This is a genomic window from Caldovatus aquaticus (genome assembly GCF_019458025.1).
GTDB classification, from domain to species: Bacteria; Pseudomonadota; Alphaproteobacteria; order Acetobacterales; family Acetobacteraceae; genus Caldovatus; species Caldovatus aquaticus.
In genome coordinates, this window is sequence record NZ_JAHZUY010000018.1 from 19820 (window position 1) to 43746 (window position 23927).

Sequence of the window (23927 nt, forward strand, 5' to 3'; positions counted from 1 at the left end):
CGAGGGGCGGACCCGGCGGGGAGCGCGCGCCGGCCCCGGCGGAGGGGCTAGCGCCGTTGCCGCGCGCCCGGCCGGGCGAAGACGCCGGCGCGGCGGCGGCCCCCGCCCTGCCGCGCCGCGAGGCCCGGCGCGCTCTGGCCGGCGCCGGGCTCGCGCACGCGCTGCACGACGGCTACGCCGACCTGATCTACGTGCTGCTGCCGCTCTGGCAGGCGGAATTCGGGCTCGGCTACGGCGCGCTCGCCGCGCTGCGCGGGCTCTACTCCGCCGCCATGGCCGGGCTGCAGATCGCCGCGGGGCGGCTCGCCGAGCGGTGCGGCGGGCGGCGGGTGCTGGCGGCGGGAACGGCGCTCGCCGCGCTCGGCTACGCGCTCGCCGGCCTCTCGGGCGGCCTGCTCGGGCTCGGGGCGGCGCTGGCGCTGGCCGGCGCGGGGAGCAGCGCCCAGCATCCGCTGGCCGCGGCGGCGGTCGCCCGCGCCTACGGCGCGGCGGCGCGCGGCCCGCTCGGCGCCTACAACTTCGCCGGCGATCTCGGCAAGGCGGCGCTGCCGGCGCTGACCGCGCTGCTGCTGGTCCGGATGCCCTGGCGCGAGGCGCTGTGGCTGCTTGCCCTGGCCGGGCTCGCCACCGCCCTCGCCGTGCGGGCGCTGGTCCCGGCCGGTGCCGGGCCCGTCGCGGCGGCGGAGGGACGGGCGCCGCCGGCCGCGGCGCCGGCCCGCGGCCGGGGCGCCGCCTTCGCGCTGCTGCTCGGCATCGGCGTGCTCGACAGCAGCGTGCGCGCCGGCTTCCTGCTCTTCCTGCCGTTCCTGCTCGCCGCCAAGGGCGCCGGGCTGCCGCTGGTCGGCCTCGCCCTGACGCTGACCTTCCTCGGCGGCGCCGCGGGCAAGTTCGCCTGCGGCTGGCTGGCCGCGCGGCTGGGCGTGCTCGCCACCGTGCTCGCCACCGAGCTCGGCACCGCGGCGGCGATCCTCGCCGTCCTCGCCCTGCCGCCGGCGCCGGCGCTGGCGGCGCTGCCGCTGCTCGGCGCGCTGCTGAACGGCACCTCCTCGGTGCTCTACGGCACGGTGCCGGAGCTCGCGCCCGCCGGGCGGATCGAGCGCGCCTTCGCCCTCTTCTACACCGGCACCATCGGCTCGAGCGCGCTGTCGCCGGTGCTCTACGGCGTGATCGGCGACCTTGCCGGGCCGGCCTGGGGCGCGGCCGCGGCGGCGGGAGCGGCGCTGCTCGCCTGCCCGCTCGCCCTGCTGCTCGCGCCGCGGCTCGGCGCGGCGCGGTGACGGCGGGGCCGGACCGCGGGGCGGGGCCGCGCGCGATTTTCGTCCGGATGGGCTTTTCGCGCGCGCGCATTCGGTCCACCTTGCGCCGCGACCGGGAAAGGGGAACGGATCGGCATGGCCGGGGCGCTCGAGGGCGTGCGCGTTCTGGATCTCACGCGCGTGGTGGCGGGGCCGCTCTGCGCGCAGACGCTCGGCGACCTCGGCGCCGAGGTGGTGAAGGTGGAGCGCCGCGGCGACGGCGACGACCTGCGCGCGCTCGGCCCCCCCTTCGTGCCGGGCAGCGAGGACTCCACCTATTTCGTCGCGCTCAACCGCAACAAGCGTTCGCTCTCGCTCGACTTCGCCCGGCCGGAGGGCGCGGCGATCCTCCGGCGGATGGCGGCGCGGGCCGACGTGCTGCTCGAGAATTTCCGCCCCGGGACGCTCGCGAAGTACGGCCTCGACTGGCCGAGCCTGCGCGCGGTCAACCCGCGCCTCGTCTACTGCTCGATCTCCGGCTTCGGCCAGAGCGGGCCCTACGCCGACCGCTCGGGCTACGACTTCGTCGCCCAGGCGATGTCGGGGCTGATGGAGGTGACGGGCGAGCCGGACGGCGCCCCGGGCGGCGGGCCGCAGCGCGTCGGCGTGCCGGTCGCGGACATGTTCACCGGCCAGGCGGCGGCGATCGCCGTGCTCGCCGCGCTGCGCCACGCCGAGCGCACGGGAGAGGGGCAGCAGGTCGAGGTCTCGCTGTTCGAGACCATGACGGCGCTGCTGCAGCATCCGATGTCGGCCTGGCTCAACGCCGGCGTCCTGGTGCGCCGCAGCGGCAACGAGTCGCACGTCGCCGTGCCCTACGGGGTCTTCTCCGGCTCCGACGCGAAGCTGGTGATCGGGGTGCTGAACGACCGCGAGTTCGTGCGCTTCGCCGCCGCGCTCGGCCATCCCGAATGGGCCGAGGACGAGCGCTTCCGCCGCAACCGCGACCGCGTGGCGAACCGCGAGCTGCTGCTCGGCATGATCCGCGAGGCGATGGCGACGCGCCCGCGCGCCGAGTGGCTGGAGCGGCTGCGCGCGGCGAAGATCACCTCCGGCCCGATCAACACCCCGGCCGACATCGAGCACGACCCGCACATCCGGGCGCGCGGCATGATCGTCGAGGTCCCGCACCGCGGCACCGCGGGCAGGGTGCGCGTGCTGGCGAGCCCGATGCGCCTCTCCGCCACGCCGGCCGAATACCGCCGCGGCGTCCCGACGCCGGGCGAGCACACCGACGCGGTGCTGGCCGAGTGGGCCGGCATGAGCGAGGCGGAGATCGCCGCCGCCCGCGCCGCCGGCATCGTGTGAGGGAGGGGCGGATGCCCGGCCTGCGCTTCGACCTGCGCGACGCCCCGCCCGGCAGCGCCGCGCTGCGGCGCGAGGTGCGCGCCTTCCTCGCCGAGCACGGCCGCGGCTGGACTCCGGAGGTGCGCGGCCGCTCCTGGATGGGCTTCGACCGCGCCTTCTCCCGCGCCGTCGGCGCGCGCGGCTGGATCGGCATGACCTGGCCCCGGCGCTACGGCGGGGGCGAGCGCAGCGCGCTCGAGCGCCACGTCGTGCTCGAGGAGATGCTCGCCGCCGGCGCCCCGGTCGGCGCGCACTGGATCGGCGACCGCCAGTCCGGCCCGCTGCTGCTGCGCTACGGCACGGAGGCGCAGCGGATGCGCCTCCTGCCCGCCATCGCGCGCGGCGAGGCGGCGTTCTGCATCGGCCTCTCCGAGCCCGATGCCGGCTCCGACCTCGCCGGCCTGCGCACGCGGGCGGAGCGCGTGCCGGGCGGCTGGCGGCTCAACGGGCGCAAGGTCTGGACCAGCTTCGCCCATCTCTGCGACTGGATGATCGCGCTGGCGCGCACCGCGCCGGCCGGGGAGGGGGAGCCGCGCCATGCCGGGCTCTCGCAGTTCCTGGTGGACCTCCGCCTCTCCGGCATCGCGATCCGCCCGATCCGCGAGCTGACGGGCGAGGAGGGCTTCGCCGAGGTTACCTTCGACAACGTGCTGCTGCCGGAGGACGCGCTGATCGGGCGCGAGGGCGCGGGCTGGGCGCAGGCGACCGCGGAGCTCGCCCTCGAGCGCAGCGGGCCGGAGCGCGTGCTCTCCAGCTATCCGCTGCTCGCCGCCGCGGTGGAGGTGGCGGCCGATCCGGTGCCGCTCGGCCGCCTGGTGGCGCGGCTCGCCACCCTGCGCGCCATGTCGCTCTCGGTCGCCGGCATGCTGGAGGAGGGCCGGACGCCGGCGGTCGAGGCGGCGCTGGTCAAGGATCTCGGCGGCGCCTTCGAGCAGGCGGTGCCGGAGCGGCTGCGCGACCTGCTCGACGTCGCCGACGCGCCGGAGGAGCTGCGCCGCCTGCACGCCTGCGTCACGCAGGTGGCGCCGACCTTCTCGCTGCGCGGCGGCACGCGCGAGATCCTGCGCGGCATCATCGCGCGCGGGCTGGGGCTGCGATGAGCGCGACGCACGACGCCGATCCGGGCGCGCTGCTCGCCGGGCAGGTCGGGCGCCTGCTCGCCGCGCGCTGCGATGCCGCCACCCTCGCCGCGATCGAGCGGGGCGAGTGGCCGGGGCCGCTGTGGGACGCGCTGGAGGAGCTCGGCCTGCCGCTCGCCCTGGTGCCGGAGGCGATGGGCGGAGCGGGGCTCGGCTGGCAGGCGGCGGGCCGGGTGTTCGTCGCGCTCGGCCGCCACGGCGCGCCGGTGCCGATGGGCGAGACCATGCTCGCCGCCGCCCTGCTCGCCGCCGTCGGCATCGCCCCGCCGGCGGGACCGCTCTCGCTCACCGCCAATGGCGGCGAGCGGGTGCCGTGGGGGCGGCATGTGCGCCATGTCGCCTGCTGCGACGGCGAGACCGTCGCGCTCTGCGACGCCGCCGGCGTGACCTGGACGCCGGGCGCCAACCTGGCCGGCGAGCCGCGCGATTCCGCGTCGCCCGGCGGGGTGGTGCTGCGCGTGGCGCCGCTGCCCGAGCGCCTCGGCGGCGAGGCGGCGGCCTCCGGCCTCGCCCTGCTGCGCGCCTGCCAGATGGCGGGGGCGCTCGCCGCCGCGCTCGACCTCGCGGTGGACTACGCCGGCACGCGCCGGCAGTTCGGCCGGCCGATCGGGCGCTTCCAGGCGATCCAGCAGCAGCTCGCGGTGTTCGCCGGCGAGGCCGCGGCGGCGCAGGTGGCGGCGGAGCGCGCCTGCCGCGCGGTGGACCGCCACGGACTCGCCGCCGCCGCCTTCGAGATCGGCTGCGCCAAGATCGTCGCCGGCGAGGCGGCGGGCACCGGCGCCGCCATCGCGCACCAGGTGTTCGGCGCCATCGGCTTCACCGCCGAGCACCCGCTGCACCACCTGACGCGCCGCCTCTGGTCCTGGCGCGAGGAGGCGGGCACCGAACGCTACTGGGCCGCGCGCCTCGGCCGCGAGGTGCAGGCGCTGGGCGGCGCCATGCTGTGGCCCTTCCTCACCGCCCGCGACGACCAGGACCCCATCCCATGACCGCCGAACCCTTCCTGCGCGTCGAGCGCGACGGCCACATCGTCACCCTGACCCTGAACCGGCCGGACAAGCGCAACGCCATCTCCACCCGCGAGGAGTGCGAGGAGATCGTCGCCGCCTGCCAGCGCATCCAGCACGACGATTCGGTGCGCGCGGTCATCCTGACCGGCGCCGGGCCCGCCTTCTGCGCCGGCGGCGACCTCAAGGGGATGAAGGCGCGCACCGGCATCACTGCGGGCGACACCGGCGCCGAGATCCGCGAGAGCTACCGCCGCGGCATCCAGCGCATCCCGCTCGCCCTCTACGAGCTCGACGTGCCGACCATCGCCGCGGTGAACGGCCCGGCGATCGGCGCCGGGCTCGACCTCGCCTGCATGTGCGACATCCGCATCGCCAGCGAGCGCGCGAGCTTCGCCGAGAGCTTCGTGCGCGTCGGCATCGTGCCGGGCGACGGCGGGGCCTGGCTGCTGCAGCGCGCCGTCGGCCTCTCGCGCGCGATGGAGATGAGCTTCACCGGCGAGACCCTGGATGCGCAGGCCGCGCTCGCCTGCGGCCTCGTCAGCCGCGTGGTGCCGGAGGCGGAGCTGATGCCCGCGGCGCGCGCGCTGGCCGCGAAGATCGCCGCCAACCCGCCGCAGGCGGTGCGCATGACCAAGCGCCTGATGCGCGAGGCGCAGCACACCAGGCTCTCGACCCTGCTCGAGCTCTCCGCCGCCTTCCAGGCGCTGGCGCACGGCACGCGCGACCATGCCGAGGCGGTGGACGCGCTGCTCGGGAAGCGCGCGCCGCGCTTCGAGGGGCGCTGAGCGGCCTCAGCGGAGAGGCCGCGGCGCGCCGCCGCCCGGGTGGACGCGCCCGCCGGCGCGGCGCAGTCTTGGCGCGCCGCGGCCGGCCGCGCCGCATCGCCGCACGCGCAGGAGGAGCGCCATGTCCGACCCCGAACCCTACCGGCACCCCCACGACGCCACCCGCCTCGCCGGCATGGTCGCCATCGTCACCGGCGCCGGCTCGCGCGGCGAGGGCATCGGCAACGGCCGCGCCATCTCCATCCTCCTCGCCCGCCGCGGCGCCAGGGTGCTGCTGACCGACATCCAGCCGGAGTGGATGGAGGCGACCGCGCGCATGATCGCCGCCGAGGGCGGCGAGTACGCGACGCGGATCTGCGACGTCGCCGACGAGGCGCAGTGCCGCGCCGCGGTCGAGGCGGCGGTCGCGCGCTGGGGCCGGCTCGACATCCTGGTCAACAACGTCGGCATCTCCGGCCCGCCGGGCGATGCGACGCAGGTGGACCCGGCGGCCTGGGACCACGCCATGCGCGTCAACGTCGCCTCGATCATGCTGATGTCGAAGTACGCGATCCCGGAGATGCGCAAGGCGGGCGGCGGGGCGATCGTCAATCTCGCCTCGATCGCGGGCCTCCAGGGCGGCCACCCCGGGCTGCTCTACCCGACGAGCAAGGGCGCGATCGTGCAGATGACGCGCGCCATGGCCTCGCACCACGGGCCGGAGGGCATCCGCGTCAACGCGGTGGCGCCGGGCTACGTCTACACGCCGATGGTCGCCGCGCGCGGCATGTCGGAGGAGCTGCGGCGCTTCCGGCGCGAGATGGGGCTGCTCAAGACCGAGGGCACGGCGTGGGATGTCGCCGAGGCGGTGGCGTTCCTCGCCTCGCCGGCGGCGCGCTGGATCACCGGGCACACCCTGCCGGTGGATTCGGGCCGCTCCTCCGGCACCACCCATCGCGGCTCGCCGGTGCCGGACGGCGCGCCGCGGTAGGGACCGGGTCCTCGGCCGCGCGCCCGAGTGGGGCGGAGCCGGCTCCCGGGCGGCATCCGGCGCGGCACGCGCGGGGCGGCGGAACGCCGTGCCGCCGCGCTCGTTGGTGCGGCTGGGCCGACCGTCCACAGGAGCATCCGGATGAACTGGGAACAGATCAAAGGCATTTGGAATCAGCTCAAGGGCCGCGTGAAGCAGCAGGGGGGCAAGCTCACCGACGACGACCTCACCCGCATCGAGGAGCATCGCGACGAGCTGATCGGCCGGCTGCAGGAGCGCTACGGCTACGCGAAGGAGGAGGCGGAACGCTCAAGGCCCGGGAGCAGTCCGCCCCGAGCCGCCGCGAGCCGGGGATGTGACGACCGCGCCGCGGGGGGCCGGCGCCATGCCCGGCCTCCCGCGGGCTGCGGGCGGGCGCTGCCGGGTCACGCGCCGTCGCTCGGCGCCCGGCGCAGCCGTGCCGGTCCGAGGCTCGCATACACGTCGCCGCTGTTCGCCGCGTGCGGCAGGGCGGCGATCCAGGCGGCCATCGCCGCGGCGTCGAGCGGCGCCGCGTGGGCAAACGCCATCGTCTCGCCGAGGCAGGCGTTGAAGGCGCGGTAGCCGAGCGCGGCAAGGCGCGCGAGGCATTCCCGCGCCACGGCGCGCTGGATGGTGGTGAACTCGAAGGAGAGCGTCCGGATCGGGCGCGACAGGCCGGCGAGCACTGCGGCCTCGTGGCCCTCGACGTCGATCTTGGCGAAGGCCGGCACGCCGTGCGCCGCGATCAGCGCATCCAGCGTGGTGACGGGCCGCGCGATCGCCGCGTCCCACACCTGGTCCTCCCAGCCCGGCGCGCCGGAGGCGGCGGCGATGAAGGACGCGGAGGCGGTGGCGACGGTCGGATTGGCGGTGTTGAGCCGGAGCACCGCCTCGCCCGGCGCCGCGCCGAGCAGCGCCTCCACCCGCACGACGCCGGGATCGCGCCCGAACAGGAGACGCAGGAGCCGCGCGAGGCGCGGCTGCGGCTCGACCGCGACGACGCGGGCGCCGAGGCGGCGGAAGCTCGCGGTGCGGTCGCCGACATGGGCGCCGATGTCGAAGGCGAGCTCGCCCGGACCGAGGAAGCGCGCGTGGAAGGCATCGAGCCGCGCCGCCCGCCCCGGCGCGTAGTAGGTGCGCAGGCTGCGGCCGATCGCCGCGGCGGCGCTCATGCCGGCGCGAACACCACCGCCGCGCCGCCGGCGTGCTCCGGCGGCACCATCAGCCCGCCCGCCGCCGCTTCCGGCGCCGCGCGCAGCGGCAGCCCGGCGAGCAGGCGCCGCACGGCGGCGTTGCCGTCCGCCGTGCGCAGCACCATTCCGGCCATCGCCGGCAGCGCCGGCGGCGCCATGCCGGGCAGCACGCGCGCGAGCCCCTCCGGCGTCAGGATGCGCACGCGGGTCTCCATCGCCGGCGCGCGCGGCCCGGCCGCGCCGGCCGCGCCCGGCAGCGCCAGCGCGAAGCCGCCGGCGGGGTCGGGCTCGACCGGCAGGCCGGCGAGGCGCGAGAGCCGCGCCGCGCTCTCCGCCGGGGCGGCGGCGACCAGGATCGCCGCCTCCAGCGCCACCGCGCGGTTGGCGTGGTCCATCCAGCGCTCCTGCCACAGCAGCTCCGGCGTCAGGTGGCGGATGAGCTGGATGCGGCCCTCCGGCGCGTCGGGGAAGGGCAGGCGGGCGAAGCGGGCGACCGGCCCGCCCTCCTCCACCGGCCGCTCCAGGTAGGCGACGCCCGGGATCGGCACGCCGGCACGGCGCAGGCGCGCGAGGTTCGCCTGCTCGTCCGCCATCGCCAGCGCCAGGATGTGCATCCCCTGGTAGCGGGCGAGGAAGGCGCCGAGGCCGTTGTCGTGGAGCGCGGGGTCGAGGATCGCGATCAGCTCGACATAGCCGTGGCGGAGGAAGGCGCAGCGGTTGCCGGTGCCGAACCGCTCCACCGGCAGGTCGGGCCGCCGCCGCCCGCTCTGCTGCGCCACCGGCGTCAGGGTGAAGCCGAGCCGCTCGTAGGCGGCGGCGAGCGGGGCGAGGTCGCGCGCCGCGACCCCGACATGGTCGAGGGCGAGCACGGTGCTCATCGCGACACCGCCCCCGGCGGGTTCTCGTACTTGTCGAGCAGCCAGGCCGCGGGCTCGGCGAGCGCCGCCGCGTACCACGTCTCCATCAGCGGATGGGCGCGCACCGCCGCGACGTAGGCGCGGCTCGCCGGCGCGAGCTCCGGCTGCCAGGTGAGGAAGCGCGTCACCACCGGGGCGAACATCGCGTCGGCGAGGCCGAATTCGCGCCCGAACAGGAACGGGCCGCCGGAGGCGGCCAGCGCCTCGCGCCAGATCGCCTCGATGCGCGCGATGTCGGCGAGCGCCTCCGGCGTGCGGCCGCCGCCCGGGAAGGTGCGGCCGAGATTCATCGGCATCGCCTGGCGCAAGGCGCGGAAGCCGGCGTGCATCTCGGCGGCGATGCTGCGGGCGTGGGCGCGCGCGGCGGGATCGGCGGGCCAGAGGCCGCTCTTCTGCTCGGCGCAGTACTCGGCGATGGCGAGGCTCTCCCACACCCGCGCGCCGCGGTGCTCGAGATAGGGGACGAGGCCGCTCGGCGTCGCGGCCTTGATCGCCGGGGTCCCCTCGGCGCCGAGCGGCAGCACCACCTCCTCGACGTCGAGGCCGGCGAGGCGCACGGCGAGCCAGCCGCGCAGGCTCCAGGACGAGTAGCGACGGGTGCCGAGGACGAGACGGCCTGCGGGCATGGAAAGGCGGCCTCCTTCGCGATGGGGGCGCGCACCATGCCATGCGCCGGGCGCGGGACGAAGCCGGTGCCGGCGCGGCCGCCGCCCCCGCGTCAGAGCGCGGAGATCGGGCGCCTGATGCCGGGCGTCCAGGCCGCGCCGGCGCGCGGCGTGCGGGGGCGCGGGGCGAAGGTGGCGCGCAGCTCCTCGGCGCCGTCGATGCGGGCGACGTCGAACATGCGCCAGCCTTCGCGCGAACCGGAGCGGCCGAGGCCCGCGGTCTGCCAGGCGAGCAGGACGAGCTTGCCGCGCGCGGTCCGCCCGACGGCGTGCGGATGCACCACGCGCCAGGACCCGCCGTAGAGCAGGTACAGCGCGCGGTGCGCGCGGACCGCCGCGCCCAGCCAGGCGGCGCGCCGCGCGAGGCGGGGATCGTCGTGGTCGCGATGCCCGTCGTCCTCCGGCTGCGCCGCCGCGGCCAGGGGCGGCGCGGGCGCGGCGGGCCATGGCCCGGATATATCTTCGCCGGATTCGAGGCGCGGAAACCCGCGCGGAACCACGCTTGCAGCGAGGGAACGGACGGTTTTCCGAACCATCCGCCCGGCCGCGCGGGTTGCAGGAGAAGGGCCGCGGCGGCACCGGCGGGAGGCTCAGCGCCGGCGGGGCAGCGGGTCCTCCTTGCAGGTCACGCTGCCGTCGGGCCCGCGTTCGAAGGTGACGCGCGCCGTCGCATCGAAGCCGCGCCAGCCCGGAGCGTCGCGCGGGCGCAGGCGGATGCCGTCCTCGACATGGGCGTTGGTCAGGCACACCTCGCGCCAGGCGCCGTTCGCGCCGCGGGTCGGCGCGAAGACCGCGCATCCCGCGGTGCCGCACCAGCCGGGGAGGTCGAGACGGAGCAGCACCTCGGCCCGGCCGTCGCCGTCGAGGTCAACCGCGATCTGGCGCAGGCCGCGCGCGGGGCGGAAGCGCGCCGCCCGGGCATCGGCGGCGAGGTCCGGATCCTCCGCGCGCAGCGCCCGCCAGGCCGCTTCGCCGGTCGCGTCCGGCACGCGCCAGCGGAGCGGGCCGGGGCCCGTCTGCGCGAGGACGGGCGGGGCGCACGGCGGGAGGAGAGCGGCCGAGCGGGAGAAGAACGCGCATGCCGCCGGAATGATTTCGCCCTCCGCGCGCCCTGTCCAGCGAGCGCGCCCCGGGCGGGCGCCGCCGCCGCGCGGGACGGAAGGCGGGGCCGGCCCGCTTGCGGGCCCGTCAGTCCCGCTTCTTCCGGCTGCCGAGCGCGCGGTGCGCCTCCGCCAGCAGCCGCGCCGCCTCGGCCGCCTCGATGTGCAGCGCGCTGGCGGCTTCCGCGACCGACAGCCGGTGCACGCCGGTGAGCAGCAGGAGCCGCCGCGCGGTCCGCGGCAGCGCCCGTCCCTCCTTGCGTTCGAGGGCGGCGACGATCTGCTCGGGCGTGGCCGCGGCGGCCGGGATCACGTCCTCCCAGCGCGTGCTCTCGTCCGGCTGGTACCATTCCCAGAAGGACTCGTCGTCGTCGTAGAGGGGCTCCGGCGGCACCGGGGCCTCGAGGGACACCGCCGCCGCCTCGCGCCGCCGCGCCTCCTGCCGGGCGAGGCTGTCCGCCACGCGGAACAGCAGCCCGAGCAGCCAGGGGCGGAGGCCGAGCAGCGGCGGGCGCCGGTGCCGGTCGCGCCAGGCGCGGGCCAGCGTCTCGCCCACCAGCTCCTCGGCCGTGAGGTCGTCCAGGGTGAGGTCCCCGACCGCCTGGCGGTATTCCAGCTCGTGCCTCGCGGCCGAGAGGAGCTCGTCGAGATGCGGCTCGACCTGGGCGCGGAAGGCCTCCTTTTCCTGCGCCTCCCCCTGCGGCGCGGCGCCGTGCGGCCCGGTTTCGCCCGCCGGGCGCGGGGGGGGCGGTTCGGCGGACATGGCCGGCCCCTCAGGCCTTCTCCGGCGGCGGCAGCGCGAGGGGCTCCTTCAGCCGCACGATCTGCCGCCGGCCGTCCGCGTCCACGATCTCGACGCTCTCGAGGCCTTCCGGTCCCTCCAGGACATAGACTTCCTGCGGCGCGCGGATGAGGTGATCGAGCCCCTCCAGCGCGATCTCGAACAGGTTGTCCTTGGGGTCGAAGGTGATGCCGTAGATCGGCAGCCACTCGGCCTGGACCTGGTGGCCGAGGTCGAGGCTCACCACCTCGACCTCGGCGCGCTTGCCGACGAGGGCCTTGGAAACGCGGTCGGAATAGGGCTTCCACTCCGACCGTTCGAGCTTGCGCGAGCGCATCGTCATCCTTCCTTCCGTTCGGTTGCTGGCCGCGAATGCCGGCCTGCCGGGCGGGCGCCGGAGCCCCCCGCCGCGCGTCGGCCACAACGCCGGACGGTCGCGTCAGTCCCTGCCCGGTCCATGACCGGCCCCGTCCCGCAGGCGGGCAATCCGCTGCGCCAGTTCGTGCCAGCCGGCCTCCAGGCGGCTGCGCAGCCGCGACCAGGCGCGCTCGCCGGAGGCCTCCACCTCCTTGAGCAGTTCGGCGAACCGGTCGGCGGCCCGCTCCAGCTCCGCGAGCCGCCGCTTCAGCCCCTCCGCGAGGGACTCGCCGGCCTTTCCGGCCCGCTCCCGCAGCTCCTCGAGCCGCGCCCGGAGGCGGCCGAGCTCGTCGCGGTAGCGGGCGAGGGCGTCCTGCCGCCCTTCCGCGGCGCGGACGGGGATGCGCCGCGCGCCCGGCGGCGGCTCCTGCCGGCGCGGCAGCACCACCGTCAGCACGCCGTTCCGCAGCGTCGCCTCGGCGCGATCGCGGTCCACGCCCGGCGGCAGCAGGACCGAATGCTCGAGCAGGGCGCAGCCCTCCTCCCGCCGGTCGCCGCGGGCGGCCGCCGCGAAGCGGCGCTCGGCCCGGATGGTGAGGAGGCCGTCGGCGAGGAGGACGTCGATGTCCTCCTCCTCGACGCCGGGCAGCTCGGCGCGGACGGTGAGGTTGCCGTCCCGGTCCTCCTCGACCGCGAAGCGGAAGCCCGGCGGGCCGGCAGCGGCCAGGGCTTCGATCTCCGCCAGGCGGCGCCGCATCTCCGCGAGCGCCGCCTCCAGGCCGCCGAGGGGGTCCGGCGGCCGGGGGAGGAGGACGTCATGGCCCTCCGCCGGCAGCGGCACGATGGCCCGGCGCGCCACGGCGCGCTCCTCCCGCGCCGCTCAGGCCCGCCGCACCGCGATCCGGCGCGCCGGCTCGGGCGCCGCCTTCGGCACCGTAAGCCGCAGCACGCCGTCCGCCGCCACGGCGTCGATCCGCGACGGGTCCACGGCGTCGGAGAGGGTGAAGGCGCGCTGGTAGTCGGCGTCGCGGTATTCGGCGTGCACCAGGGTGCAGCCGGGCGGCGCCTTCGCCGAGCTGCGGCCGGTCACGGTCAGCACGCGGTTGTCCACCGCGATCTCGACGTCGTTCGCGTCCACGCCCGGCATCTCCATCAGCAGGACCAGTGCGTCCCGCGTCTCGTAGATGTCGGTCACCGGCGAGCGGAGCGGAACCTTCCGCGTCGTCTCGGGCTGGGTCTGGGCCGGTGTGGCGGCGGTCTGCTCGGACATGGTTCGGCTCTCCCTGCCTCAGGCCTTCTTCACCTGGATGCGGCGCGGCTTGTCGGCCTCGGGGCGCGGCAGCTCCACGGTGAGGATGCCGTTGTCGAAGCGCGCGTTCACCTTCTCCGGATCCACGCGGAAGGGCAGCGCCACCGTGCGCGCGAAGCTGCCGTAGCTGCGCTCCTGCCGGTGGTAGGCGACGTCCGGGGCCGCGGCCTGCGGATCGGGCTCGCGCCGGCCCTTCAGCGTCAGCGTGTTCTCGTGCACCGTGATCTCGAGATCGTCCGGCCGCACGCCCGGGACCTGCGCGGTCACCACCACGCCGTTCTCGCCCGCCCAGATGTTCATCGGCGGGAATTCGCGCCGCAGCGTGGGCATCAGTTCGCCGAACAGGCGGTCCATCTCCTGGCGCATCCGCTCCATCTCGCGCAGCGGATCGAGCCAGCCGGAGCCGGGCGTGGTGTAGAACATGGCGGTTCCTCCTGCCGGTGAGAGGGATCAGGCGTGCGCGGCACCGCGCGGTGCCGCGGCAGAACGGCGTGCCGGAGGGAAGTCTACCCTCTTTCCACCCCCGACATTTGACATGCGTCAATCGCGCGGCTCTTTCACGCGCCCGTGCCGGCCGCCGCGGCGGCCGTCGCCTCCTCGTGCCGCAGCGCGTCGCGGAGGCGCTCGGCGAGCATCCCGATCGTCCGCCGCACCTCGGCGGGCGGCTTCCCCACGACCATCGCCACCTCCTCCGGCGCGAATCCCTCGTGGAAGTGCAGGTCGAAGATCTCGCGCTCCGCCGCGGACAGTCCCGCGAGCGCCTGGTCCAGGGCGGCCACCAGCGCCTGGCGCGCCTGGTCCGCCTCCGCGGGCGAGGCGGGCGGCGCGGACGGCGCGGCCGGTGCGGCGCCGATCCGGCGCAGCCGCGCCTGCAGCGCCTCGCGCACCAGGCGGTAGTGCCAGGCGCGCTCGCTCATGCGCGCGGGCTTGTCCGCCATCAGGGCCGGCAGCTTGTCCGCCGCCTCGCCGACCAGGCTCGCGACCTCGGCCTCCACCCGCTCGGCCGGAAGGGACGGCGCGGCGCGGCCGAGCAGGCGGCGGGCGTAGCGCGCGAGGCCCGCGCGGTGCATCTCGAACAGGCTGCGCGCGACCTCGCCCGCGGTTTCGGGCCCGGCGCCGGCCGGCAGCGGCTCGGCCGCGAAGGCGACGCGTTCGCGACGCGCCTTGCGCTTCCAGGCGGGCTCGCGGCGCAGCCGCTCCTTCAGCGCCTCGAGCTGGCGCACCAGCACGCTCACCGCCTCCTCGACCGCCCGGGCGGCGTCGGCATGCGCCTTCTCGGCATGCAGGATGTTGGAGGGCAGGCGCAGGGTCAGCGCCGCCGTGATCCGGTTCGGCTGCGCCTCGCCGTCCAGGCGGATCTGCAGGTGCACCGTGTCGGGCGGGAAGGTCTGCAGGTGCCGCTCGAGCCGCGCGATGGCGCGGCGCAGCCGCTGCCGCAACTGCGGATGGCCGTGGACCTCCTTGGTGACGATGTTCCAGCGGAAGCTCTCCGCCGCGGCGGGCGTCATTGCGTCCATGCGGGATCTCCGGTTGCGTGGTCTCGGCTTCTCGGTGCCGGTCCTGGGCCGGCGGGCGGCGCGGGAGCGGCGGCGGGGGCCGGCCGCGGGCCGCCGCGCGGTCAGCCCGTCCCCGGCGCGGGGGCGGCGCCGGCGGGGGCGGCGTGGCCGCCGAGCCGGAGTCCGGTCCAGCCCGGCGGATCGCTGGCGGGGAAGGATTCGCGGCTTGCCTCCTCGACGGCATCGGGCCGCTCGCCGCGGGCGGGCGCACCGCCTCCGGCCGGCGCCGCGGCGTCGCGCCACGGTCCCGTCTTCCCGATCGCCCCGGCGAGCTCGTAGCGGAGCTGGTCGGCGTAGCTCCGGTAACGGATCCGCCGCGGCGGCGGCGCCTCGACCTCGTAGCGCCACCCCTGCCGCTCGGCGAAGGCGATCGCGCTCTCGGCGTCCGGGAATTCGAGGCGGAGCTGTGCGAGCGGGTCGGCGCTGCCGGTCCAGCCGGTGAGCGGATCCACGAAGGGCCGCACGCCGTGGCCGAATTCGAGGACCCAGAGGTCGCGGCCGCGGCCGGACTGCAGCACCGATCGCGCCAGGCGACGGATGCGCACGGAGGGCAGCGGCGCGGCCGGCGGCGTCGTGGTGCCGGGAAGGCGCGGCGGCGGGCGCAGGGCCTCCGCCGCGCGGGGGGCCGTTCGCGTCGGTTCGGGCGACATCCCGCGCGTCATCGGTCCGTCCTCCGCTGTCACGCGCTCGCGCCGCCCGAGTCGCGCGCCGGCTCGGGCTCGGCCTCGCGCCGGTCCTGGTCGCGCACCAGCCAGTACACCGCGCCGAGCGCGAGCACCGACGCGGCGAGGCCGATGATGGTCAGCGGCGCGGTGTGGGCGGCGTCGAGGATGATGAACTTGCGCACCAGGGCGAGCAGCGCGATCAGCACCACGGTGCGGAGCTGCACGATGCCGTGCCGGCGCTGCAGCACGCCCAGGATCGTGTGGTTGAACTCGAGCGCGATCAGCACCGTCATCACCATGCCGAACACGGCCTGGAACACCGCCTGATCGGCCGGGTCGGCGAGGTTGTAGAGCACCAGCAGCACGATGTTTATGGCGAGGTGGATCAGCGCCGCAGCGATCACCACCGAGACCAGCGCGCTGATCACCAGCACCGCCACCTGCTCGAACCGCTCGTAGCCGGTCAGGCCGGGCCAGGCCTCGCGGGTCTGGCGCAGGCTCGTCGCCGCCGCGTCGGGCCAGCGTCTCGCGGCACCCTCCGGCGCGGAGGCCGGCGGAGCGGGGATGCTCGCCGCATCCCGGTTCGCCTGCATCTGGTCGGGCGTCATGGGGCGCTCCTGCGCTGTTGCCGTGCGCGGGCCATGGCGGTTCGGGCTCCGTGTCGCTGGTCGCTGCCGGGACGTTGGCGTCGTTCTCTAGATGAGACGGGAGGCCGCCGTTCCAAGATCCGCCGGCCGCATCCCCTGTTCCCGCGGGCGGCGGCCGCGGCGGGCAGGGTGCCGGCCCGGCCCCGACCCGCCGCCCCCCTTGCCAATTCCTTGCCCAGGCGCATAGGATTCGCCTGCGCACCACCGCGGGGACCGGCGGTCGGCCGCGTCAGGACGCCGCACGGGCCCCGGCCCGGCGGACGGGGGCGAAGGGATTCCGAATGGCGGCTCGGCAGGCGCGATGATTCCCGTCCGCGATTCGGTGCCGGTGCGCGCGCCGCCGTTCGTCACCTGGGCGCTGATCGGCCTCTGCGTCGCCGTGTTCCTGTTCCAGGTCTCGCTGCCGCCGCGCGCGGCGGAGGCCTTCGTGCGGCGCTACGGCCTGGTGCCCGCCCGCTATGCCGATCCCGCCTGGGCGCTTGCGGCGGGGCTGCCGCCGGACGACTGGCTGCCCTTCCTGACCCACATGTTCCTGCACGGGGGATGGGCGCATCTCCTGCTCAACATGTGGACGCTCTGGCTGTTCGGCGCCGCGGTGGAGGATCGCCTCGGCCACCTCCGCTATCTCGCCTTCTATCTCGCCTGCGGCCTCGCCGCCGGGCTCGCCCATGCCTGGGTGAACGCGGCCTCCACCGTTCCCGCCCTCGGGGCCTCCGGGGCCATCGCCGGCGTGCTCGGCGCCTATGCGCGGCTGTTCCCGCGGGCCTGGATCATCCTGCTGGTGCCGGTGCTGTTCGTGCCCGTGTTCTTCGCCGTGCCGGCCATGACCTACGTCGCCGTCTGGTTCGCGCTGCAGCTCCTGCAGGGCACCGCGGCGGCGCTGCTGCCCGGCGAGAGCGGCGTCGCCTGGTGGGCGCATATCGGCGGCTTCCTGGCCGGCTGGGCCCTCGTGCCCCTGCTGCGCCGGCCGCGGCCTGCCCGCCGGCCGCTGTACGCCGACGAGGGCGTGCTGGGCTTCGGCCCGTGCGGCCAGAGATGACAGCAGCCGAGGGTCCTGCCGATGAGCCTCATCGACCTGTTCTGGATGTTCCTGATCGTCTCCTCGCTGCAGCCGGTGCTCCAGCAGCGGCTGCTCCTGGCGATGCGCCAGCGCAAGATCGCCGAGATCGAGCGCAAGCGCGGCTCGCGCGTGATCCTGCTGGTGCACCGGCAGGAGACGATGCGCCTGCTCGGCTTCCCGGTGATGCGCTACATCGACATCAACGATTCCGAGGAGGTGATGCGCGCCATCCAGCTCACCGACCCGGAGGTGCCGCTCGACATCGTGCTGCACACGCCGGGCGGGCTGGTGCTGGCGGCGCTGCAGATCGCGCGGGCGCTGAAGCTGCGCAAGGCGAGGACGACGGTGTTCGTGCCCCACTTCGCCATGTCCGGCGGGACGCTGATCGCGCTCGCGGCCGACGAGATCGTGATGAGCCCGCACGCGGTGCTCGGGCCGGTGGACCCGCAGCTCAACGGCCTGCCGGCGGCCTCCATCCTGCGCGCCGTCGAGCAGAAGCCGGTCGGAGAGCTCGACGACCAGACGCTGATCCTGGCCGATGTCGGGCGCAAGGCGATCGCCCAGGTGCAGGGCGCGGTGACCGAGTTCCTGGCCGAGCACATGCCGCAGGACCGCGCGGCGGAGCTGGCCGGCCGGCTGAGCCGGGGCGAGTGGACCCACGACTACCCGATCTCGCCCGCCGAGGCGCAGGCCCTGGGCCTGCGCGTCTCCACCGAGATGCCGCCGGAGGTGCTGGAGCTGATGACGCTCTACCCGCAGCCGGTGCGCACCCTGCCCACGGTCGAGTACCTGCCGCAGCCGCGCTCGCTGCCCGGCCAGCGGCCGCGCTGAGGCGCGCCGCAGCCGGGTCAGGCCGGCGCCGCCCGCCCCGACAGGGCGCCGATCAGCGGGCAGCCCGGCGCCTCGCCCGCGTCGCAGCGCCGGACCGCCTCGGCCAGGGCCGCCTCCATCGCCCGCAGGTCGGCGATCCGCGCCCGCACGTCGGCGAGGTGGGCCGCGGCGAGCTCGCGCGCCTCGGCGCAGGCGCCCTCGCCCTCCGCGGCGAGGGCCAGCAGGGCGCGCACCTCCTCCAGCGTGAAGCCGAGCTCGCGCGCCCGCCGCACGAAGGCCAGCCGTGCCACGTCCGCGGCGCCGTAGAGCCGGTAGCGGCCCCGCCGGGCCGGCGCCGGCAGCAGGCCGATGCGCTCGTAGTAGCGGATCGTCTCGACGTGGCAGCCGGTGCGCCGCGACAGCGCCCCGATCGCGATCCCGCTCCGCCGGTCCATGGCCGCCTCCCCGGAAAGGGGCTTGAGTCTGTAGTCGCTACAGACGGTAGGGTCGCCCCCGGGTTCCGGACAGAGGAGGGCGGCCATGCCCGACACGTCACCGTCGCCCGGCCCCGGCGGGCGGGAGACGGGCGCCGCGCTGCTGGCCGCGGGCGGGCTCGCCGCGGCCTTCGGCGCCGCCGCCTGCTGCGCCCTGCCGGCGCTGCCGGGCGCGCTCGGCCTGGGCGGCGCCTGGCTGTTCGGCCTCGCGCTCCTCGCCGGCCCGCACCGGACGCTGCTGCTCGCCGCCGCCGCGGTGTGCCTCGCGGGGGCCGCGCTCCTGCTCTGGCGCCGGCGCCGGACGGACGCCGCCACGGCCTGCGCGCCGGGGGCGGCCTGCCCGGCGCGCCCGGCCCTCCGCCGCCTCGCCGCGGCCGGCCTCCTGCTCGGCACCGTCCTGCTCGCGCCCGGCTACGCCTATGCCTGACGCCGCGCCGATCCTGCAGGCCACGATCACCTGCCCGGTCTGCGGCACCGCCCGGACCGAGACGATGCCGACCGACGCCTGCCGGTTCTTCTACGACTGCACCGGCTGCGGCGCGCTGCTGCGCCCGAAGCCGGGCGACTGCTGCGTGTTCTGCTCCTACGGCGACGTGCCCTGCCCGCCGGTCCAGGCGGCGCGCCGCGCCGCGGCGCCTGCGCCCGGGCGCCCGGCCGCGGGGGAGGGCATCACGGCGGACGCCGGCGACCCCCCGTCCGCGGCGCCGGAGGGGCGGTGCGGGCCGCGGGCGCCCGGTTCCGGGCGGCGACCGGACTGACCGCCGCGCCGGCGCCGGCCCCGCGCGCCGGCCGCGCTGACATATCAGACGTGGACCAGTCCCGCCCGCCGCCGCTAGACTGCCGTCGCGAGCCCGGGGAGGACGAGGATGCCGAACGCGAGCGAAGCCGAGCCGGCCCGGCCCGGCGGCGCGCAGCGGCGCTGGCGCGCGCGCGCCGCCGTGCTGCGCGAGATCGGCCGGCCCCTGCGCATCGAGGAGATCGCGGTCGGCCCCCTGATGCCGGGCGACGTGCTCGTGCGCATCCGCGCCGCGAGCCTCTGCCACACCGACCTCGAGGCGATCGAGGGCCAGCTCCCGGTGCGCCTGCCCGCCGTGCTCGGCCACGAGGCGGCGGGCACCGTCGCGGCGCTCGGCGAGGGCGTGGAGGGGCTCGCGGTCGGCGACCCCGTGGTGCTCTCCTGGAACCCGCACTGCGGGCATTGCTTCTGGTGCGCGCGCGCGCAGCCGATCCTCTGCGCGCAGTACCTCGCCAACGGACCGAAGGCGCTGCACTTCGACGGCCGGCCGCGGCTCGCCTGCGACGACGGCGCGGTGCTGCACCAGCTCATGTACCTCGGCAGCTTCGCCGAGTACTGCATCGTGCCCGCGCATTGCGCGGTCAAGGTGCCGCCCGGGATGCCGCTCGACCGCGCCTGCCTGCTCGGCTGCGCGGTGATGACCGGGTTCGGCGCGGCGACGCGCATCGCCGATCTCCGCTGGGGCGCGGCCTGCATGGTGATCGGCGCCGGCGCGGTCGGCCTCGCCGCGGTGCAGGGCGCGCGGCTCGCGGGCGCGGCGCGGGTCATCGCCGTGGACCCGAACCCGCAGCGGCGCGCGCTGGCGGCCGAGATGGGGGCGACCGACCTCTGCGACCCGGCCGCGCAGGACCCGGCGGCGCTCGCCAGGGCGCTGACCGAGGGGCGCGGGGCGGACGTGGTGATCGAGGCCGCCGGCGTGCCGGCCGCCTTCCGCGCCTCGGTCGAGTGCGTGCGGCCGGGCGGCCAGGTGGTCTGGCTCGGCAAGGTCGGCGTGAACGAGGAGGTCGCCTTCCGCTGGGGGGCGCTGATGCAGGAGAAGCGGATCACCCGCTCGAGCTACGGCGGGGCGCGCCCGCAGCAGGACTTCCCGGCGCTGGCGCGCGCCTATCTCGACGGCGCGCTGAAGCTCGACGCGCTGGTCACGGCGCGCATCCGGCTCGAGGAGATCAACGAGGGCTTCGCGGCGCTGAAGCGCGGCGCGGCGATCCGCTCCGTCGTGGTGTTCGACCGAGGGAGGGAGGCAGGATGAAGGTCTATGAGGGGGGCCGCGGCCTGGCCGGCGCGCAGGTGACGGTGAACGGCGCGCCGCTCGATCCGCGCTTCGACGTCAGGCGCTTCTCGCCGGCCGGCTTCGAATGGACCTATGTGGGCGACGGGCCGCGCCAGCTCGCCCTCGCGATCCTCTGCGACCATCTCGGCGACGAGCAGCGCGCCCTCGCGCTGACCGAGGCCTTCATGCGCGAGGTGGTGGCCGAGCTCGACAACGGCTGGGAGCTGACCAGCGCGGACATCGACGAGGCCCTGGCGCGCCTCGGCGCGGCCGCGCGCTAGGGCGATCGCGGACGGGCGGGGACGGCGGGGAGCGCGAACCGGCCCGGCAAGCAACGGGCCGGAGCCGTCGCGGCGGGAACGGCCGGGCGGGAACGGCCCTAGGCGGCGGCCGCGACGATCGCCATCGCCGCGGGGTCGGCGCGCAGCGCCGCGAGCGTGCCGCCGAAGACGATCTCGCCGCGCTCGATGACGTGGACGCGGTCCACCTCCTCCGGCACGTGATGCAGGTTGCTCTCGGCGATCAGCACGGCGCGGCCCTCGGCGCGGATCGCGCCGATGCCGCGCGCGATCTCCGGGATCACCAGCGGCGAGAGGCCCTCGAAGGGCTCGTCGAGGAGCAGCAGCTCCGGGTCGAGGGCGAGGGCGCGCGCGATCGAGACCATCTTGCGCTCCCCGCCCGAGAGCTGCGCGCCGCCGCGCGCGAGGTACTGGCGGAGCTTCGGGAAGACGGCGTAGGCGTGGGCGATGCGCGCCTCCGCCGGGCGCCCCTCGGGGCGGGTCCAGGTCGGGAGCGCCACGTTCTCCGCGACCGTCAGCTCGGCGAAGACCTCCGACTCCTCGGGCGAGAAGCCGATGCCGAGGCGGGCGATGCGGTGCGGCGGCAGGCCGAGCAGATCGCGGCCGCGGAAGCGGATCGCGCCGCCCGCCGCGCGGCGGTGGCCCATCACCGCGTTCAGCGTCGTCGTCTTGCCCGCGCCGTTGCGCCCGAGCAGGCAGACCAGCTCGCCGGCGCCGACCGCGAGCGAGACGCCGCGGAGGATCGGGCTGCCCGCGATGTCCACGCGGAGGTCGCGGATCTCCAGCATCTCAGCCCTGCGCTCCCCTGGCCGGGCGGCGGCCGACCAGGGCGGCGGTGACCTCCTCGTCGGCGAAGAAGGCGCGCACGGGCAGGTCCGCCAGCACCTCGCCGCCGCGCAGGCCGACCACGCGCGTCGCGTAGGTCTCGACCAGGTCTATGTCGTGCTCGACCAGGAGCAGCGCCTGCACGCCGGCGCGGCGCGCGGCCTCCGTCAGCGTCGCCATGATGCCGTGCTTGTCGGCCGTGGCCACGCCGCTGGTCGGCTCGTCCAGCAGGATCACGGTCGGGCGGAGGGCGAAGGCGGAGGCGACGTCGAGCAGCTTCTTCTGCCCCTGCGAGAGCTCGCGCGCCGGGCGGTGCAGGACGGGGCCGAGGCCGAAGACGGCGGCGACCTCCTCGACCCGGGCGCGCAGCGCGCGATCGGCGCCGAGCGAGGCGAGCATGCGCCGCCCGCGCCCCGCCTGCGCGAGCGCGCCGACGGCGATCGTCTCCGCCGCCGTGAGCTCGGGGAAGACCTGCACGAGCTGGAAGGCCCGCGCCATGCCGAGCTGGGCGAGCCGCACCGGCCCGGCGCCGGCGATGTCGGAGCCGAGGAAGCGGACCCAGCCCTCCGAGGGCCGCAGCAGGCCGGTGAGGACGTTCACCAGCGTGGTCTTGCCGGCGCCGTTCGGGCCGACGATCGCGACCGTCTCGCCCGGATGGACGCGCAGCGTCACGTCGCGCAGCGCGACGAAGTCGCCGTAGCGGCGGCCGACCCGGTAGGTCTCGAGCAGCGGCGGGCTCATTCGGCGGGGGCCGGGTGCGGGGCGGCGGCGCGGCGGCGCCGCGCGGCGAGGCGGGCGCGGAGCAGCGCCGGCAGGCCCATCAGCCCCTGCGGGCAGGCGAGCACGATGAGCGCCAGCACGGCGCCGAGCAGCAGGCGCCAGTAGGGCGTCAGCGACATCAGCCAGTCCTGCAGCAGCACGTAGGCGAGCGCGCCGAGCAGCGGCCCGGCGAAGTGCGCGAAGCCGCCGAGCAGCGTCATGAAGACGAGCGTGCCGGAATGCGTCCAGTAGGCGAGCTCCGGGTCGGCGAGGCCGGTCGGCACCGCGAGCATCGCCCCGCCGACCGCGCCGAAGGCGGCGGAGACGAGGAAGGCGACGAAGCGGGTGCGGCGGACCTCGACGCCGAGATACTCGGCCTTGCGCGGGTTGTCGCGCTGGGCGCGCAGCGCCAGGCCGAAGGGCGAGCGGACGATGCGCCACATCAGGAGGGCGAGCAGCGCGGCAACCGCGAGGCAGTACCAGTAGTAGGGGCCGACGAGGAAGGCGGTCTTGTCGAGCTCCTCGAATTCGAGGCCGAGCAGCGTCGGCCGGCGCACGCGCATGCCCTGGTCGCCGCCGGTGAGCCCGTAGAACTTGAACAGGAAGGAGTGGAAGAGCATGCCGAAGGCGAGGGTCAGCATGCCGAAGAAGATCTTGGTGTAGCGCGCGCAGAGCGCGCCGACCGGCAGCGCGAGCGCGAGCCCCGCGGCGGCGGCGGCGAGCAGCACCGCCTCGAAGCTCTCGATCCGCCAGACGCCGGTGACGACCGCCGCGGCGTAGGCGCCGGCGGCGACGAACATCGCGTGGCCGAAGGAGACGAGCCCGCCGTAGCCGAACAGCAGGTTCAGCCCGAGCAGCGCCACGCCGTAGCCGAACACCGGCAGCAGCAGCGTCGTGCGGTACTCGCCGAGCAGCGGCGGCGCCGCGGCGAGGGCGGCGACGGCCGCGAGGGCGGCGAGGAGCGCGCCGCCCCTCACGCCGCCGGCCTCCCGAACAGCCCGGCGGGGCGGAGCAGCAGCACCGCGACCACCACGGCATAGACCGCGAGCAGCTCGAGCTCCGGCCAGACGAGCAGCGCACCCGCGCGCAGCAGGCCGACGATCGCCGCGCCGGCGAGCGCGCCCGGCATCGAGCCGAGGCCGCCGATGACGACGACGGCGAAGGCCTCCACCACCAGCTCCACCGCCTTCTCCGGCACCGCGGCGGCGGCCGGGACGACCAGCGCGCCGCCGATCCCGCCGAGCGCCGTGCCGAGCGTGAAGACCGCGGCATAGACGCGGCCGGTGTCCACGCCGAGCGAGGCGGCCATGCGGCGGTTCTCCGCGGTGGCGCGCAGGATGCGGCCGAAATCGGTCCGCTGGAGGAAGAGCCCGAGGCCGCCGGCGATCGCGATCGCCGCGGCGAGGACGAGCAGGTTCCAGACCGGGATGCGCGCGGCGCCGAGCTGCACCTGGCCGTAGGCGAGATAGACGCCCTCCACCTGCTGCGGCTGGCTGCCCCAGCCCATGCGGATCAGGTCCTGGAACATCAGCACCAGGGCGAAGGTGAGCAGGAGCTGGAAGCTCTCGTCGCGGTCGTAGACCAGCCGGAGCAGGCGCTCGACCGGCGGGCCGAGCGCCGCGACCGCGGCGCCGGCAAGGACGAGCAGGGGCAGGGCGAGCAGCGGCGAGAGGCCGGCGCCGAGCGCGAGGCCGCCCGCGGTGACGCCGAGATAGGCGCCGAGCGCGTAGAAGGAGCCGCAGGCGAGGTTGAGGATGCGCTGCACCCCGAAGACGAGCTGCAGCCCGGCCGCCACCAGGAACAGCACCGCGGCGTGGAACAGCCCCGCCGCCAGCACCTCGATCAGCGCCGCCATGC

Annotated in this window: 30 protein-coding genes and 1 pseudogene; 13 read left to right on the forward strand and 18 right to left on the reverse strand. The window is 76.5% G+C overall.

Annotation, left to right across the window (positions count from 1 at the left end):
- Window positions 1–56 precede the first annotated feature (56 nt).
- The 7 genes and pseudogenes from K1J50_RS08915 to K1J50_RS08945 all read left to right on the forward strand — a co-directional run.
- Window positions 57–1277 (forward strand): MFS transporter, encoded by a 1221-nt coding sequence (locus K1J50_RS08915; protein ID WP_255575110.1) that lies wholly within the window; start codon window positions 57–59, stop codon window positions 1275–1277.
- A 114-nt stretch (window positions 1278–1391) separates the two neighbouring features.
- Window positions 1392–2603 (forward strand): CaiB/BaiF CoA transferase family protein, encoded by a 1212-nt coding sequence (locus tag K1J50_RS08920; RefSeq protein WP_220117363.1) that lies wholly within the window; start codon window positions 1392–1394, stop codon window positions 2601–2603.
- An 11-nt stretch (window positions 2604–2614) separates the two neighbouring features.
- Window positions 2615–3742 (forward strand): acyl-CoA dehydrogenase family protein, encoded by a 1128-nt coding sequence (locus tag K1J50_RS08925; protein ID WP_220117364.1) that lies wholly within the window; start codon window positions 2615–2617, stop codon window positions 3740–3742.
- The gene (locus K1J50_RS08930) at window positions 3739–4770 is read left to right on the forward strand and encodes an acyl-CoA dehydrogenase family protein (protein WP_220117365.1); all 1032 of its coding nucleotides are present in this window, start codon (window positions 3739–3741) and stop codon (window positions 4768–4770) included. Before K1J50_RS08925 ends, K1J50_RS08930 begins: the two co-directional genes overlap by 4 nt.
- Window positions 4767–5576 (forward strand): crotonase/enoyl-CoA hydratase family protein, encoded by an 810-nt coding sequence (locus tag K1J50_RS08935; protein ID WP_220117366.1) that lies wholly within the window; start codon window positions 4767–4769, stop codon window positions 5574–5576. Before K1J50_RS08930 ends, K1J50_RS08935 begins: the two co-directional genes overlap by 4 nt.
- Window positions 5577–5697: 121 nt before the next feature.
- A complete protein-coding gene (locus K1J50_RS08940) occupies window positions 5698–6546 on the forward strand; it encodes an SDR family NAD(P)-dependent oxidoreductase (RefSeq protein WP_220117367.1) in 849 nt (282 codons plus the stop codon).
- 141 nt (window positions 6547–6687) lie between these two features.
- Window positions 6688–6843, forward strand: a pseudogene (locus K1J50_RS08945) (CsbD family protein); the annotation flags it as partial.
- Between the two features lie 128 nt (window positions 6844–6971).
- Here the strand turns inward: K1J50_RS08945 and K1J50_RS08950 are convergent.
- The 13 genes from K1J50_RS08950 to K1J50_RS09010 all read right to left on the reverse strand — a co-directional run bounded on the left by K1J50_RS08950 (window position 6972) and on the right by K1J50_RS09010 (window position 15718).
- Window positions 6972–7739, reverse strand: coding sequence for an FkbM family methyltransferase (locus K1J50_RS08950; protein WP_220117368.1), 768 nt, complete (start codon window positions 7737–7739; stop codon window positions 6972–6974).
- On the reverse strand, window positions 7736–8638 hold the full coding sequence (locus K1J50_RS08955) for a VOC family protein (protein WP_220117369.1): 903 nt from the start codon (window positions 8636–8638) through the stop codon (window positions 7736–7738). The genes K1J50_RS08950 and K1J50_RS08955 overlap by 4 nt, the downstream gene beginning before the upstream one ends.
- Window positions 8635–9303 (reverse strand): glutathione S-transferase family protein, encoded by a 669-nt coding sequence (locus K1J50_RS08960; RefSeq protein WP_220117370.1) that lies wholly within the window; start codon window positions 9301–9303, stop codon window positions 8635–8637. The genes K1J50_RS08955 and K1J50_RS08960 overlap by 4 nt, the downstream gene beginning before the upstream one ends.
- Window positions 9304–9395: 92 nt before the next feature.
- The gene (locus K1J50_RS08965) at window positions 9396–9842 is read right to left on the reverse strand and encodes a WYL domain-containing protein (RefSeq protein WP_220117371.1); all 447 of its coding nucleotides are present in this window, start codon (window positions 9840–9842) and stop codon (window positions 9396–9398) included.
- Between the two features lie 90 nt (window positions 9843–9932).
- Window positions 9933–10331 carry a hypothetical protein gene (locus K1J50_RS08970; protein ID WP_220117372.1) on the reverse strand — a complete coding sequence of 133 codons (399 nt, stop codon included), beginning with the start codon at window positions 10329–10331 and terminating at the stop codon, window positions 9933–9935.
- A 199-nt stretch (window positions 10332–10530) separates the two neighbouring features.
- Complete coding sequence (locus K1J50_RS08975; protein ID WP_220117373.1) at window positions 10531–11205, reverse strand: RNA polymerase sigma factor; 675 nt, start codon at window positions 11203–11205, stop codon at window positions 10531–10533.
- A gap of 10 nt (window positions 11206–11215) precedes the next feature.
- Window positions 11216–11566, reverse strand: a complete 351-nt coding sequence (locus K1J50_RS08980; protein ID WP_255575111.1) for a DUF5335 domain-containing protein — start codon at window positions 11564–11566, stop codon at window positions 11216–11218.
- Between the two features lie 96 nt (window positions 11567–11662).
- Window positions 11663–12439 (reverse strand): Hsp20/alpha crystallin family protein, encoded by a 777-nt coding sequence (locus K1J50_RS08985; protein WP_220117374.1) that lies wholly within the window; start codon window positions 12437–12439, stop codon window positions 11663–11665.
- 21 nt (window positions 12440–12460) lie between these two features.
- Window positions 12461–12850: an Hsp20/alpha crystallin family protein gene (locus K1J50_RS08990; protein ID WP_220117375.1), complete on the reverse strand. Its 390-nt coding sequence runs from the start codon at window positions 12848–12850 to the stop codon at window positions 12461–12463.
- A gap of 18 nt (window positions 12851–12868) precedes the next feature.
- Window positions 12869–13312: an Hsp20/alpha crystallin family protein gene (locus K1J50_RS08995; RefSeq protein ID WP_220117376.1), complete on the reverse strand. Its 444-nt coding sequence runs from the start codon at window positions 13310–13312 to the stop codon at window positions 12869–12871.
- A 134-nt stretch (window positions 13313–13446) separates the two neighbouring features.
- Window positions 13447–14406 carry an HPF/RaiA family ribosome-associated protein gene (locus K1J50_RS09000; protein ID WP_220117377.1) on the reverse strand — a complete coding sequence of 320 codons (960 nt, stop codon included), beginning with the start codon at window positions 14404–14406 and terminating at the stop codon, window positions 13447–13449.
- Window positions 14407–14507: 101 nt separating this feature from the next.
- Window positions 14508–15107, reverse strand: a complete 600-nt coding sequence (locus K1J50_RS09005) for an ETC complex I subunit (protein WP_220117378.1) — start codon at window positions 15105–15107, stop codon at window positions 14508–14510.
- A gap of 17 nt (window positions 15108–15124) precedes the next feature.
- The gene (locus tag K1J50_RS09010) at window positions 15125–15718 is read right to left on the reverse strand and encodes a phosphate-starvation-inducible PsiE family protein (RefSeq protein WP_255575112.1); all 594 of its coding nucleotides are present in this window, start codon (window positions 15716–15718) and stop codon (window positions 15125–15127) included.
- 340 nt (window positions 15719–16058) lie between these two features.
- Here K1J50_RS09010 and K1J50_RS09015 point away from each other — a divergent pair, with 340 nt between their 5' ends.
- Window positions 16059–16796, forward strand: a complete 738-nt coding sequence (locus tag K1J50_RS09015; RefSeq protein WP_220117379.1) for a rhomboid family intramembrane serine protease — start codon at window positions 16059–16061, stop codon at window positions 16794–16796.
- A gap of 21 nt (window positions 16797–16817) precedes the next feature.
- Window positions 16818–17648, forward strand: a complete 831-nt coding sequence (locus K1J50_RS09020) for an SDH family Clp fold serine proteinase (protein WP_220117380.1) — start codon at window positions 16818–16820, stop codon at window positions 17646–17648.
- A 17-nt stretch (window positions 17649–17665) separates the two neighbouring features.
- Here K1J50_RS09020 and K1J50_RS09025 read toward each other — a convergent pair whose 3' ends face one another.
- Complete coding sequence (locus K1J50_RS09025) at window positions 17666–18082, reverse strand: MerR family transcriptional regulator (RefSeq protein ID WP_220117381.1); 417 nt, start codon at window positions 18080–18082, stop codon at window positions 17666–17668.
- A gap of 85 nt (window positions 18083–18167) precedes the next feature.
- Here K1J50_RS09025 and K1J50_RS09030 point away from each other — a divergent pair, with 85 nt between their 5' ends.
- The 4 genes from K1J50_RS09030 (at window position 18168) to K1J50_RS09045 (ending at window position 20468) form a co-directional block, all read left to right on the forward strand.
- On the forward strand, window positions 18168–18548 hold the full coding sequence (locus K1J50_RS09030) for a mercuric transporter MerT family protein (protein ID WP_220117382.1): 381 nt from the start codon (window positions 18168–18170) through the stop codon (window positions 18546–18548).
- Window positions 18541–18879, forward strand: a complete 339-nt coding sequence (locus K1J50_RS19720) for a GDCCVxC domain-containing (seleno)protein (protein ID WP_255575113.1) — start codon at window positions 18541–18543, stop codon at window positions 18877–18879. Before K1J50_RS09030 ends, K1J50_RS19720 begins: the two co-directional genes overlap by 8 nt.
- Window positions 18880–18987: 108 nt before the next feature.
- Window positions 18988–20166: a Zn-dependent alcohol dehydrogenase gene (locus tag K1J50_RS09040; RefSeq protein WP_220117383.1), complete on the forward strand. Its 1179-nt coding sequence runs from the start codon at window positions 18988–18990 to the stop codon at window positions 20164–20166.
- On the forward strand, window positions 20163–20468 hold the full coding sequence (locus K1J50_RS09045) for a DUF6166 domain-containing protein (protein WP_220117384.1): 306 nt from the start codon (window positions 20163–20165) through the stop codon (window positions 20466–20468). Before K1J50_RS09040 ends, K1J50_RS09045 begins: the two co-directional genes overlap by 4 nt.
- A 98-nt stretch (window positions 20469–20566) precedes the next feature.
- Here K1J50_RS09045 and K1J50_RS09050 read toward each other — a convergent pair whose 3' ends face one another.
- The 4 genes from K1J50_RS09050 to K1J50_RS09065 are packed head-to-tail and all read right to left on the reverse strand — an operon-like array spanning window position 20567 to window position 23925.
- Window positions 20567–21274, reverse strand: coding sequence for an ABC transporter ATP-binding protein (locus K1J50_RS09050; protein WP_220117385.1), 708 nt, complete (start codon window positions 21272–21274; stop codon window positions 20567–20569).
- A 1-nt stretch (window position 21275) separates the two neighbouring features.
- Window positions 21276–22052, reverse strand: a complete 777-nt coding sequence (locus tag K1J50_RS09055; RefSeq protein ID WP_220117386.1) for an ABC transporter ATP-binding protein — start codon at window positions 22050–22052, stop codon at window positions 21276–21278.
- Complete coding sequence (locus K1J50_RS09060; RefSeq protein WP_220117387.1) at window positions 22049–23047, reverse strand: branched-chain amino acid ABC transporter permease; 999 nt, start codon at window positions 23045–23047, stop codon at window positions 22049–22051. The genes K1J50_RS09055 and K1J50_RS09060 overlap by 4 nt, the downstream gene beginning before the upstream one ends.
- Window positions 23044–23925, reverse strand: a complete 882-nt coding sequence (locus K1J50_RS09065) for a branched-chain amino acid ABC transporter permease (RefSeq protein WP_220117388.1) — start codon at window positions 23923–23925, stop codon at window positions 23044–23046. The genes K1J50_RS09060 and K1J50_RS09065 overlap by 4 nt, the downstream gene beginning before the upstream one ends.
- Between the last annotated feature and the right edge of the window lie 2 nt (window positions 23926–23927).